Below are 12,685 nucleotides of genomic sequence, written 5' to 3' on the forward strand. Positions count from 1 at the left end.
GCGCTTCTGCCTGCGTACGCACGGCGGTCGAGTGCCGGTGTCGCCGCCCCGGTTCCCGACACTGCACCCCGCGTTCGCCGAGGGGTCCGACCGTTAAGGTAGAAGAATGACGTACTCCGTCGCCGTCTCCGGCGCATCCGGCTACGCGGGCGGCGAGATCCTGCGCCTCCTCGCGTCTCATCCCGACATCGAGATCCGTACGGTGACGGCGCACTCGAACGCCGGTCAACCGCTCGTGCAGCATCAGCCGCACCTGCGGTCGCTCGCACACCTCGCCCTGCAGGACACCACGCCCGAGACGCTCGCCGGGCACGACATCGTCTTCCTCGCTCTGCCGCACGGGCAGTCCGGGCAGTACACCGACGCGCTCGGCGACACCCCGCTCGTGATCGACGCGGGAGCGGACCACCGACTGACGTCGCAGGATTCCTGGGACGCGTTCTACGGCGGCGACTTCCACGAACCGTGGGCCTACGGCGTTCCCGAGCTGCTCGTCGGCGGTGTCAAGCAGCGCGAGACGCTGCGCGAGGCGAAGCGCATCGCCGCTCCCGGCTGCAACGCCTCGACCGTGAGCCTGAGCCTGGCCCCCGGGGTCGCCGCAGGGGTGATCGACGCGGGGGACATCGTCTCGGTGCTCGCCGTCGGCCCGTCCGGAGCGGGGAAGAGCCTCAAGACCAACCTGCTCGCCGGCGAGATCCTCGGCACAGCCAATCCCTACGCGGTCGGGGGCACGCACCGGCACATCCCGGAGATCCGCCAGGCGCTCGCCGCGGCATCCGGCTCCCCAGCCGACGGCATCCGCATCTCGTTCACGCCTGTGCTGGTTCCGATGTCGCGGGGCATCCTCGCCACCTCGACCGCGCCGATCGTCGGCGATGTCAGCGATGCGGAGATCCGCGCCGCCTGGGAGGACGCCTACGGCGACGAGACCTTCGTGCAGCTGCTGCCCGCCGGTCAGTTCCCGCGCACGGCCGATGTCCTCGGTGCGAACACCGCCCTGATCGGTCTCGCGATCGATCGCGCGGCGAACCGCGTGACGGTGGTCACCGCGGTCGACAACCTCGTCAAGGGCACCGCCGGCGCTGCCGTCCAATCCATGAACCTCGCGCTGGGGCTGCCCGAGTCCCGCGCCCTCTCAGTGAACGGAGTCGCGCCGTGAGCGTCACCGCCCCCGCAGGATTCGAAGCGGCCGGAGTCGCCGCAGGTCTCAAATCGACCGGAAAGCCCGATGTCGCCGTCGTGGTCAATCGCGGCCCGCGCAAGGTCGGTGCGGCCGTGTTCACCAGCAACCGCGCCAAGGCGAACCCCATCATCTGGTCGCAGCAGGCCGTCGCCGATCGCGTGGTCGAGGCCGTCGTGCTGAACTCCGGAGGCGCGAACTGCTTCACCGGCAGCTTCGGCTTCCAGACGACGCACCAGACCGCAGAGAAGGCGGCCGAGCTGCTCGGCGTCGGCGCCGGCGACGTGCTCGTGTGCTCGACCGGCCTCATCGGAGTCGGTGACGAGGTGTTCCGGGGCAAGGTCCTCTCGGGCACCGAACAGGCGATCGCCGAGCTGTCGACAGACGGCGGCGAGGTCGCGGCCGAGGCCATCATGACCACCGACAGCGTGTCGAAGACCGCCGTGGTCAGCCGAGACGGCTGGACCATCGGCGGCATGGCCAAGGGAGCGGGCATGCTCGCTCCCGGGCTCGCCACGATGCTCGTCGTCATCACGACGGATGCCGTGCTCGAGCCTCTCGAGGCGGATGCCGCGCTGCGATTCGCCACCGGCACGACGTTCGACCGCCTCGATTCGGACGGATGCATGTCGACCAACGATCAGGTCACACTGCTCGCGAACGGCGCTTCCGAGGTGGTGCCCGACCTCAAGGACTTCTCCGCCGCGCTGGCAGAGCTGTGCCAGGAGCTCGCGGTCAAGCTGCAGGGCGATGCCGAGGGGGCCAGCCACGACATCACCATCGAGGTGCAGCACGCCGCGACCGAGGCGGAGGCGGTCGAGGTCGGCCGCTCCGTCGCGCGCAACAATCTCTTCAAGGCCGCCATCTTCGGCAACGACCCCAACTGGGGGCGGGTGCTCGCAGCGATCGGCACCACGAACGCCCAGTTCGACCCGTACGACGTCGACGTCTGGATGAACGGCGTCCGGGTGTGCAGCGAGGGCGGCCCCGACCGTCCGCGCGAGGAGGTCGACCTCACCCCGCGTGCCACGCATCTCGTGATCGATCTCAAGGTCGGCGATGCCACCGCGACGATCCTCACGAACGACCTCACCCACGATTACGTGCACGAGAACAGCGCCTACGCCTCATGACCGACATTCAGGACACCACCCCGGACGTCGCCGCCGTGAAGGCCGCGACGCTCATCGAGTCGCTCCCGTGGCTGAAGAAGTTCCGCGACCAGATCGTCGTCGTCAAGTACGGCGGCAATGCGATGGTCTCCGACGAGCTGCAGGAGGCGTTCGCACAGGACATCGCGTACCTGCGCTACGTCGGCGTGCTGCCGGTCGTCGTGCACGGCGGCGGACCGCAGATCTCCGACATGCTCCAGCGACTCGAGATCCCGAGCGAGTTCAAGGGCGGCTACCGGGTCACCAACACCGAGGCGATCAGTGTCGTGCGCATGGTCCTCACCGGCCAGGTGAACCCGCAGCTCGTCTCGAAGATCAACTCGCACGGTCCGATCGCCACCGGGCTGAGCGGGGAGGACGCCGGCCTGTTCGGCGGTCGTCGTCGCGGTGTCGTGATCGACGGCGAGGAGATCGACCTCGGACGCGTCGGCGACGTCGTGGAGGTCGACCCGACGCCCGTGCTCGATCACCTCGCGGCGGGACGCGTGCCTGTCGTCTCGAGCATCGCGCCCGACCTCGATCACCCCGGCCAGTCGCTCAACGTGAACGCGGATGCCGCGGCGGCAGCCCTCGCCGTGGCGCTCAACGCTCGCAAGCTCGTCATCCTCACCGACGTGCCGGGGCTCTATGCCGACTGGCCCAACCGCGACTCGCTCGTGTCGCACCTCACCTCGGAGGCTCTCATCGAGATGCTGCCGACACTCGAATCCGGCATGATCCCGAAGATGAAGGCCTGCCTGGATGCGATCGAAGGCGGCGTGGATGCCGCCGCGATCATCGACGGACGCGTGCCGCACTCGGTGCTCGTCGAACTCTTCACCAGCAAGGGAATCGGAACTGAAGTGGTCTTGGGAAGCGCAGGGATGAACGCATGAGCAACTGGCAGGATGACGCAGCGAGCGATCTGGTCCTCAACGCGGGCCCGCGCCTGGCGATGCTCACACGAGGCGAGGGGTCCTACCTCTGGGACTCCGAGGGCAAGCGCCACCTCGACTTCCTCGCCGGCATCGCGGTGACCTCGCTCGGTCACGCGCACCCGGTGTTCGTCGAGGCCGTGTCGAGACAGGCCGCGACTCTCGCGCACGTGTCGAACTACTTCGCGACGCCCTCGCAGCTCGCGCTCGCCGCACGGCTGAAGCGCCTCGCGGGCGCCGGGATCGACGGCCGCGTGTTCTTCTCGAACTCCGGCGCCGAGGCGAACGAAGCGGCGTTCAAGCTCGCCCGACTCCACGGGGGAACGGACAAGCCGCGCATCCTCGCACTCGAGAACGGATTCCACGGGCGCACGATGGGGTCACTCGCGCTGACGGCCAAGGCCGCGATGCGCGCGCCGTTCGAGCCGATGCCCGGGGGAGTGGAGCACATCCCGACGACCGTCGAGGCTCTGGAAGCCGCGATCGACGACCGGGTCGCCGCCGTCATCGTGGAGCCGATCCAGGGCGAGGCCGGCGTGGTCGAGCTTCCGGACGGCTATCTGCAGGCCGCCCGTTCGCTCACGCTGAAGCACGGGGCGCTGCTCATCGTCGATGAGATCCAGACGGGTGCCGGACGCACGGGGGCCTGGTTCGGCTTCAGCCACGAGGGCATCACCCCTGACGCGATCACGCTCGCGAAGGGCATCGGGGGAGGCTTCCCGATCGGCGCTCTCGTCACCTACGGTGCGGCGAGCTCGCTCTTCACGCCGGGTTCGCACGGATCGACGTTCGGCGGCAACCCGCTGGCCACCGCCGTCGCCGACGCCGTGCTCACCGAGATCGAGAACGCCGGACTCGTCGAGAACGCTGCGCGTCGAGGCGAGGAGATCCGACAGATCATCGCGGACATCGACTCGCCCCTCGTCACGGGAGTGCGTGGCCGAGGGCTCCTCATCGGAGTGGCACTCGGCGCCCCCGTCGCGAACGACGTGGTCGCCGCTGCTCAGGAGCGCGGCCTCATCGTGAACGCAGCCAACCCCGAGACGGTGCGCATCGCCCCGGCTCTCACGATCGGAGACGCTGAACTCGCCGAGTTCCGCAAGCTCTTCGCCGATTCGCTCGCTGACGTACAGACATCCCTCGCCGAATCCGGAAAGGCCCTCGCATGACCCGCCACCTGCTGCGTGACGACGATCTGACCCCCGCCGAGCAGGCGGAGATCCTCGATCTCGCCATCGAGCTGAAGAAGGACCGCTGGGCGAACAAGGCTCTCGCCGGTCCCCAGACGGTCGCGGTGATCTTCGACAAGTCGTCCACCCGCACCCGCGTCTCCTTCGCGGTGGGCATCGCCGACCTCGGCGGCACGCCGCTGATCATCTCGACCGCGAGCAGCCAGCTCGGCGGCAAGGAGACGCCGTCCGACACCGCGCGGGTTCTCGAGCGCCAGGTCGCGGCGATCGTCTGGCGCACCTATGCGCAGGCGGGGCTCGAGGAGATGGCCGCCGGCACCACGGTGCCAGTCGTCAACGCCCTCTCGGACGACTTCCACCCGTGCCAGCTGCTCGCCGACCTGCTCACGATCCGAGAGCACAAGGGTGAGCTCAAGGGGCTGACCCTGACGTTCTTCGGCGACGGGCAGAGCAACATGGCGCACTCCTACGCACTGGCCGGTGTCACTGCCGGCATGCATGTGCGCATCGCGTCACCTGCGGAGTACGCCCCGCGCGGCGACGTCGTCGAGGCGGCCGACCGCCGGGCTGCGGAGACCGGCGGCTCGATCACGCTGTTCACGGATGCGGTCGAGGCTGCGGCCGGCGCCGACGTCGTGGTCACCGACACGTGGGTGTCGATGGGCAAGGAGGAGGAGAAGCTCGCGCGCATCCGCGATCTCGGCGGCTACAAGGTGACCCCCGAGACGATGGAGATCGCCGATTCCGAGGCCATCTTCATCCACTGCCTTCCCGCCGACCGCGGCTACGAGGTGGACTCCGAGGTCATCGACGGACCGCAGAGCGTCGTCTGGGATGAGGCCGAGAACCGTCTCCACGCGCAGAAGGCCCTGCTCGTCTGGCTGCTCGGCAAGAAGGACGCGTGATGGTCGACTCGAAGAACGAAGGCACGAACGAAGGCGCACTGTGGGGCGCCCGCTTCGCGAGCGGGCCGTCGCCCGAGCTCGTCGAGCTCAGCAGATCGACGCATTTCGACTGGATCCTCGCCCCGTACGACATCGCGGGCTCGCATGCGCACGCGACGGCGCTCGCGGCTGCCGGCTACCTCGAACCTGCTGAGGCGGCCAGGATGCATGAGGGGCTCGATGCCGTGGCGCGCAAGGTCGCCGACGGCACGCTGCAGCCCGTCCCCTCCGATGAGGACGTGCACGGTGCGCTCGAGCAGGCGCTGATCGCCGAGCTCGGTCCCGAACTGGGCGGACGCCTGCGCGCCGGACGCAGCCGCAACGATCAGATCGCCACTCTCGTGCGCATGTACCTGATCGATCACGCTCGAGTGATCGCGCGCGACATCCTCCGTGTCATCGACGCGCTCGTCGCGCAGGCCGAGGCCCACCCCGACGCGATCCTCCCCGGCCGCACGCATCTGCAGCACGCGCAGCCGGTGCTCCTCGCGCACCACCTCCAGGCCCATGGCTGGCCGCTCGTGCGCGAGCTCGAGCGTCTCGTCGACTGGCGTCGTCGCGCAGGCGTCTCGCCGTATGGCGGGGGAGCGCTCGCGGGCTCGACCCTCGGACTCGATCCTGCGCTGGTCGCATCGGAACTCGGACTCGATCGACCGGCGGAGAACTCGCTCGACGGCACCGCGGCACGCGACGTCGTCGCCGAGTTCGCCTTCATCACGGCGATGACGGGTGTCGACATCTCGCGCCTGAGCGAGGAGATCATCCTCTGGAACACACGCGAGTTCGGCTTCGTCACGTTGCACGACGGGTACTCGACGGGGTCGAGCATCATGCCGCAGAAGAAGAACCCCGACATCGCGGAGCTCGCTCGCGGAAAGTCGGGGCGCCTGATCGGCAATCTGTCGGGGCTCATGGCGACGCTCAAGGGCCTCCCGCTGGCCTACAACCGCGACCTGCAGGAGGACAAGGAGCCGGTCTTCGATTCGGTCCAGACCCTCGAGGTCGTGCTTCCCGCGTTCGCCGGCATGATCGCGACGCTGCGCTTCGACACCGAGCGGATGGCGGCACTCGCCCCCCAGGGATTCTCGCTCGCGACCGATGTCGCCGAGTGGCTCGTGAAGCGCCGGGTGCCGTTCCGCGACGCGCACGAGATCTCGGGCGCGCTCGTGCGGGCCTGCGAAGAACAGGGGATCGGTCTCGAGGACGCTTCCGACGAGCTGCTGCTCTCGGTCTCTCCGCATCTGGTCCCCGAGGTGCGTGAGGTTCTCACGATCGAGGGTTCCGTGGGATCGCGCACCGGAGCCGGGGGAACGGCTCCCGTCCGAGTCGCCGAGCAGCGTGCCGAGCTCGTCGCCAGAGCCCAGGCTGCGGCGCACGCCCTGGGCCTGTAGTCGGTTGTGCACCGCCGGTCGACGCGATGTGCGGCGACCAGCGGGGCTCCTCAGTGCAGCGCGACGTCGGCGGTCGACCTCGTCCACCGGGTGAAGCGCACGACGAGTCCGGCGCGGGTCGGGCCGGCGAGGAACGGGCCGGCGGATGCAGCGGCGTCGCCGGTGAACGGAGCGACGCGAACCAGTCGCCAGTCCTCGTCGTCCGTGCGTGCGCGCACGATCACCGCGTCCGGCCACCGGCTCACGCGGACGGTGATCTCTCGGCCGTGCCAGTCGTCGACGTATCCGACGGACCAGTCGGAGCGGATGTCGGTGACGACGGCGCCGAGTCCGAGGTGCTCGTCGGCGTACTCGATGCCCGCTTTGATCCAGTGCTCGTCGTCGATGCGCACGAAGACTCCTGCCTGGTCGAACTGGCCGTCCCATGGCGCGCGGAATGAGACGTCCATCGCCTCGCCCACGGCCAGGGGAGCCAGCAGCGCGTGCTCGGTGTCGTGGACGAATCCGTACGCCGTGTGTCGCCAGGCGTCGCTGCCTTCCGCGGCGGTCACGTCCAGGTGCTCGACCCCGTCGGCGGAGATCGTGGTGAGTGCGGCGGGTGAGTGGGTCCAGGAACCTTCGTCCCACCGGATGATGTCTGATTCAGGCATGTTCCGAGCATATAACCTAATAGGGCATAAATATTAGTTATTCGTGATACGGTTATCACATGGTCATCGCCGTACTCGCCGACATCGTGGGATCGCGCAAGCTCGACGATCGCACGGCGGCGCAGCGCGTGCTCGATGACACGATCGCTCGGGTGGAGGCCGACCTGCCTCTGGCACATCACCCGCTCACCCCCACGGTGGGGGATGAGCAGCAGGGTGTCTATCTTCGGCTCGAAGACGCTCTGGTGTCGCTTCTCATGATCCAGCTCGCTCTTCCCGACGGCATCGCCTTCCGTTTCGGCATCGGGATCGGCGAGGTGCGCACCGTCGACTCCGTCCACGGCGAGCTCGCCGACGGGCCGGGGTGGTATGCGGCGCGCGCGGCGATCGAGACCGTCCACGCGAGAGAGGCACGCACCGTGCCGCGCACCCGGATCTGGATTGTCGGAGCCCCGGGGCAGGATGAGGTCATGGAGAGCGTGATCGCAGCATCGAACGCCTACCTCCTCGTCCGTGACGAGCTGGTCGGCGCCATGAACGAGCGCGAGCGCCGCCTCACCTACGGACGGATGGTCGGCAGATCGCAGCACGACCTCGCCGCCGAAGAGGGCATCTCGCAGCCCAGCGTCTCGAAGTCGTTGCGCAACGCCGGCAGCGCCGCACTCATCGAAGGTGCGGTCGCGCTGAGGGGAGCGAGCGCATGATCGTCGCCGGATTCATCCTGCTCGCGGTCGGATCCGCCGATCTCGTCCGCCAGTTCGCTCCGCATCGATGGGCCGGGTACCTGACGGTGGCCGTGATGTTCCTGCTGCTCGGCAGCGTGAGCGACGCGCTGCTGCCCATGCTCGCAGGGCTCGTGGTCGGAGCGCTCTGGGTATGGTGCATGCCGTCGGAGCGCCGCGCACCGCTCGGGTTCTGGCCCGCGGTGCTGCTCGGTCTCGTGAGCATCGGATCGGTCGTATGGCTGGGGGCGCGCACTGATGCCGGCCTGATCGGCACCGTGTGGAACCTCCGTTCACCGTTCGGCGACGTCCCGTTCGATCTTGCGATCCTGACGCTCGGCACCGGGGTCTTCCTCCTCGAGTCGGCGAACCTCGTGGTGCGCGCAGCGCTCGACGGTGAGCACACCTGGCGACCGGCTGAACTGCGTCGATCGGCGATGCGCGACGAGGTCGACGCGGAACCTGCGGCGCCCGAGGCCACCACGCCCGGCGACGCGATCGGCGGCAGGGAGTCGACCGACGCCACGATGGCGGACAAGCCGGGCCGACCGGATGAAGCCACGGCTCTGCGCGACCCGCGCGCGGGATTCAAGGGCGGTCGACTGATCGGCCCGCTCGAGCGCATCCTGGTGATGCTGCTCACCCTGGCTGCGGCGTATCCGATCCTCGCCGCGATGCTGGCGGCGAAGGGGATCGTGCGCTTCCCTGAGATCTCCCGCGACGGTGAGACAGGTGCCAGGGCCGAGTACTTCCTCGTCGGCAGTCTCGTCAGCTGGGTCATCGGGTTGGGCGCGGCGTTCCTCGTGTGGTGGGCGGCGCACACCTGATCCACGGCGGCCCGGCGATTCACCGACCCTCACCGCTGATAGCCTGGGGCGCGTGTCGAATACCGCTCTGACGACCGCCCCGCCGGCGATCGACCCCACGTTCGAGAACGTGTGGGACGAACTGCTGTGGCGCGGCCTCGTCCACGTGTCCACTGACCAGGAGGCGCTGCGCGCCCTTCTCGCCGGGGACCCGATCACGTATTACTGCGGCTTCGATCCGACTGCTCCCAGCCTGCATCTGGGCAACCTGGTGCAGCTGCTGACGTTGCGTCGCATCCAGCTCGCCGGCCACAAGCCGCTCGGTCTCGTCGGCGGCTCCACCGGTCTGATCGGCGACCCGCGCCCCACGGCCGAGCGCACGCTCAACACTCGCGAGACCGTCGAGGAGTGGGTGGGACGCCTGCGGACGCAGGTCGAGCGCTACCTGAGCTTCGAGGGCGAGAACGCCGCCCGCATCGTCAACAATCTCGATTGGACGGCGCCGCTGTCGGCGATCGACTTCCTGCGGGAGATCGGCAAGCACTACCGCGTCGGGACCATGCTCAAGAAGGATGCGGTCGCCGCGCGACTGAACTCCGACGAGGGCATCAGCTACACGGAGTTCAGCTACCAGATCCTGCAGGGGATGGACTTCCTCGAGCTCTACCGTCAGTACGACTGCGTCCTGCAGACCGGCGGCTCCGACCAATGGGGGAACCTGACCAGCGGCACCGACCTCATCCGTCGTGCCGAGGGTGCGTCGGCGCACGCGATCGGCACACCGCTGATCACGAACAGCGACGGGACCAAGTTCGGCAAGAGCGAGGGGAACGCGATCTGGCTCGACCCCGAGATGTGCAGTCCGTACCGGATGTACCAGTTCTGGCTGAGCACCGCGGATGCCGACGTGATCGGCAGGCTGAAGGTCTTCACCTTCCTCACCCGCGCCGAGATCGAGGAGTACGAGGCGCTGGTCGAGTCCGAGCCCTTCCGTCGCGCCGCACAGAAGCGTCTCGCGCTCGAGGTCGTCGCCACCGTGCACGGCATCGATGCGGCCGCTGCGGTGATCGCGGCATCCGAGGCCCTGTTCGGACAGGGCGACCTGACTGCCCTCGACGCGTCGACCTTGCGCACGGCGCTCGAAGAGCTGCCGAACGCGACGGTCGATTCCGGGTCGTCGGTGGTCGATGCGCTCGTCGCCACGGGATTGGTCTCCAGCTCGTCCGAAGCGCGACGCGCGATCAGCCAGGGCGGAGTGTCGCTCGACGGATCGCGTGTCGAAGACGATGCAGCCACCGTCAAGGGATCTCTGCCCGGTGGGGTTTCTGTGCTCCGCCGCGGCAAGAAGACCCTCGCAGGTGTCTTCCTCGCGTGAACGTCCGACCCTGATCGCCTGACGGCGGTCGTCTGAGAGTCCTCGGACGGCCGCCGTCACGCTTCCACCGTTCACACTCGACAGGAGCCTGCCGATGCCGTTCACGCCGAGTCATGCAGTGGTCGCCCTCCCGTTCATCCGCACGCCGCTCGTGCCCGCCGCGATCGCGATCGGCGCCATGACGCCCGACCTTCCGCTGTTCATCCGCGGGGTCGGCCTCCCGTACTCGTTCACCCACTCATTCGGCAACGTCGTGTGGACCGCGCTGGTCGCTTTCGTGCTGTTCCTGCTGTGGCGCGTCGTGCTGCGCCCGGCCGTCGGTGAGCTCTCTCCGCTCTGGCTGGCTCGGCGGGTCCCTGTCGACTGGTCGCAGTCCGGCGTCGAAGCGGCCCGAGCCGCCGTCGGCGTCGGTGCTCGAGATCGGCTGTACCCGGCGATGCTCGCGGCATCGCTGGTACTGGGAGTGCTGTCGCACATCGTCTGGGATCTTTTCACGCACGAGGGGCGTTGGGGCGTCGCTGTGCTTCCCGCGCTCGACGATGTGTGGGGGCCGTTCACCGGATACAAGTGGCTGCAGTACGGCTCGAGCGTGATCGGCCTGCTCGTGATCGGCATCTGGGGGATTCTCCGGGTGAACCGCGCTGATCCCCGCGAACGAGTCGACCGCGTGCTGCCTTCGGGCGTCCGAATCGCCTGGTGGCTGTCACTTCCCGTGGTGCTGATCACGGCGTGGGCCCTCGGCTACGCCGGCTACGGGCCGTTCACCGAGGAGTTCACCTACCAGCATCTGGCCTACCGGATGCTGGTGCCGGCGTCCGCCCTGTGGGGCGTGCTCACTCTCGTGCTCTGTCTGTCGCTGCCGGTGTTCCGGCGCATTCACCAGCGGGGCTGATCGGATCCCCAGCGATGGGGGGCGGTGAGGTCGAGGCCGGGAAGCGCCGATCGCGCCGTGGTGATCGTCTGCCCTGCGACGTCGAACGTCGCGGTGTGGGCGGCGATGTCCAGCACCCGTTCCCGCTCCGACGCCGGTACCGATCGCGATCCCGAGGACCGTGGCATTCCGAGAAGCTCGGCGGCCACTCGACGCAGCGACGTGCGCACCACCCAGCCACCACCTTCTCGACGGCGCCGCTCGAGCAGCGAGATGATCGAGGCTGCGAGCAGGTACCCGGCACTGTGATCGAGGGCCTGCGCGGGGAGGACCCCCGGGCGGTCGCCGTCCGGCGTCTCGATCATGGCGATCCCGGACTCCGCTTGCACCAGACTGTCGAACCCTGCGCGAGAGGGGTGGTCGTCGCCCCACGCACTGAGCTCCGCGATCACCAGACTCGGGTGCCGCTCGATCAGGGCGGATGCGGAGAGGCCGAGTCGCGCGAGGGCTGCCGGTCGGTACCCGAGGACGACGACGTCAGCCTCGGCGAGCAGCTGGTCGAAACGCTCGGTTCCGGCGTCGAGCAGCGTCGATCGCTTCCCGTGACCGGTGTCGAAGTGCTGCCACTCGGGCTCGGGCAGCTGCGGGGGATCGACGCGCAGCACGTCTGCTCCCAGCAGTGCGAGCGTGCGGGTGCAGACGGGACCGGCGATCACCCGGGTGAGATCGAGCACGCGGATGCCGGTGAGTGGTGCACGACGATCGTCGCCGTCTCGCCGGCGCGGCGCCTCGCCGCTCGGGGAGGGAATCCGATCGACCTGGAGCAGGGGAGCGGACCGCAGCTGAGCGTCGTGGATGGGGTTCTCCGGCCGCACGGGCACGGCGAGTCCGCCCGCATCGACGATCCGATCGACAGCGTCGGCGGCCGACTGAGTCAGGATGGCCGCTCTGACATCTTCGCCCGCTGCGTCGATTCCGAGCCCGAGACCGGTCAGAAGGCGCATCGCGTGGTGGGGGTAGTTGCCATGGGTGCGGATCCACCCGTCGGACGCCCGGAAGAATCCCGAGTACGGGGACCAGACATCGGGGGCGCGTCCGTCGACGGTGAGCACCCGATCGCTCCGGTACGCGACGGCGATGCGATCGGGGTCGGGGAGGGAGTCGACGCCGGCCGCCAGACACGCGGCCCGAACGCTCGCCCAGGCCAGATCCGCCGTCGCGAGGCGCGACTCGAGAGGCACGGCGTGAACGAAGGGGGCGCCGGAATCGACCTCCACCGGCGCGAGCCCGAGGGCGGACCACACGCGGTCCAACAGAGCAGCGGAGGGGGCGCGATTCGGCAGCTGGGTCACGCTGCGATCGTACTCGTGGCGGCGATCTCGGCGGAATACCGGCGCTGGACTGGGAAAAGTGTTGCCACCTGGTGCGGCGACACGCCCGGGGGTGGTGGCCCGATTTGCCAGAACCCCA

General features: G+C 68.9%; 12 protein-coding genes. 10 read left to right on the forward strand and 2 right to left on the reverse strand.

Going from position 1 to position 12,685, the window contains the following annotated elements; all coding sequences use genetic code 11:
• Positions 1-106: 106 nt before the first annotated feature.
• The 6 genes from argC to argH are packed head-to-tail and all read left to right on the forward strand — an operon-like array spanning position 107 to position 6,791.
• The gene (gene argC / locus ACZZZF_RS18360) at positions 107-1,159 is read left to right on the forward strand and encodes an N-acetyl-gamma-glutamyl-phosphate reductase (RefSeq protein WP_295104141.1); all 1,053 of its coding nucleotides are present in this window, start codon (positions 107-109) and stop codon (positions 1,157-1,159) included.
• Positions 1,156-2,313: a bifunctional glutamate N-acetyltransferase/amino-acid acetyltransferase ArgJ gene (gene argJ, locus ACZZZF_RS18365; RefSeq protein WP_463499882.1), complete on the forward strand. Its 1,158-nt coding sequence runs from the start codon at positions 1,156-1,158 to the stop codon at positions 2,311-2,313. Before argC ends, argJ begins: the two co-directional genes overlap by 4 nt.
• Positions 2,310-3,227 carry an acetylglutamate kinase gene (gene argB, locus ACZZZF_RS18370; protein WP_053096875.1) on the forward strand — a complete coding sequence of 306 codons (918 nt, stop codon included), beginning with the start codon at positions 2,310-2,312 and terminating at the stop codon, positions 3,225-3,227. Before argJ ends, argB begins: the two co-directional genes overlap by 4 nt.
• On the forward strand, positions 3,224-4,435 hold the full coding sequence (locus tag ACZZZF_RS18375) for an acetylornithine transaminase (protein ID WP_463499884.1): 1,212 nt from the start codon (positions 3,224-3,226) through the stop codon (positions 4,433-4,435). Before argB ends, ACZZZF_RS18375 begins: the two co-directional genes overlap by 4 nt.
• Positions 4,432-5,361, forward strand: coding sequence for an ornithine carbamoyltransferase (gene argF / locus ACZZZF_RS18380; RefSeq protein WP_463499886.1), 930 nt, complete (start codon positions 4,432-4,434; stop codon positions 5,359-5,361). Before ACZZZF_RS18375 ends, argF begins: the two co-directional genes overlap by 4 nt.
• Positions 5,361-6,791, forward strand: a complete 1,431-nt coding sequence (gene argH, locus ACZZZF_RS18385; protein WP_463499888.1) for an argininosuccinate lyase — start codon at positions 5,361-5,363, stop codon at positions 6,789-6,791. The genes argF and argH overlap by 1 nt, the downstream gene beginning before the upstream one ends.
• Before the next feature lie 50 nt (positions 6,792-6,841).
• On the opposite strand, the gene ACZZZF_RS18390 is transcribed toward argH, so the two are convergent.
• Positions 6,842-7,441, reverse strand: a complete 600-nt coding sequence (locus ACZZZF_RS18390) for a DUF1349 domain-containing protein (protein WP_463499890.1) — start codon at positions 7,439-7,441, stop codon at positions 6,842-6,844.
• Positions 7,442-7,500: 59 nt separating this feature from the next.
• On the opposite strand from ACZZZF_RS18390, the gene ACZZZF_RS18395 reads away from it, so the two are divergent.
• The 4 genes from ACZZZF_RS18395 to ACZZZF_RS18410 all read left to right on the forward strand — a co-directional run bounded on the left by ACZZZF_RS18395 (position 7,501) and on the right by ACZZZF_RS18410 (position 11,236).
• Positions 7,501-8,145, forward strand: a complete 645-nt coding sequence (locus ACZZZF_RS18395; protein ID WP_053096866.1) for a SatD family protein — start codon at positions 7,501-7,503, stop codon at positions 8,143-8,145.
• Entirely contained in the window at positions 8,142-8,990 is an 849-nt protein-coding gene (locus tag ACZZZF_RS18400) for a hypothetical protein (RefSeq protein WP_463499892.1), read from the forward strand. The genes ACZZZF_RS18395 and ACZZZF_RS18400 overlap by 4 nt, the downstream gene beginning before the upstream one ends.
• 52 nt (positions 8,991-9,042) lie before the next feature.
• Positions 9,043-10,344, forward strand: a complete 1,302-nt coding sequence (gene tyrS, locus ACZZZF_RS18405; protein ID WP_157557429.1) for a tyrosine--tRNA ligase — start codon at positions 9,043-9,045, stop codon at positions 10,342-10,344.
• 94 nt (positions 10,345-10,438) lie between these two features.
• Entirely contained in the window at positions 10,439-11,236 is a 798-nt protein-coding gene (locus ACZZZF_RS18410) for a DUF4184 family protein (protein WP_463499894.1), read from the forward strand.
• Here ACZZZF_RS18410 and ACZZZF_RS18415 read toward each other — a convergent pair.
• A complete protein-coding gene (locus tag ACZZZF_RS18415; protein ID WP_463499895.1) occupies positions 11,221-12,567 on the reverse strand; it encodes a CoA transferase in 1,347 nt (448 codons plus the stop codon). The genes ACZZZF_RS18410 and ACZZZF_RS18415 overlap by 16 nt on opposite strands.
• Positions 12,568-12,685 lie beyond the last annotated feature (118 nt).

The sequence above is a fragment of the Microbacterium sp. AC215 genome, from assembly GCF_979258645.1.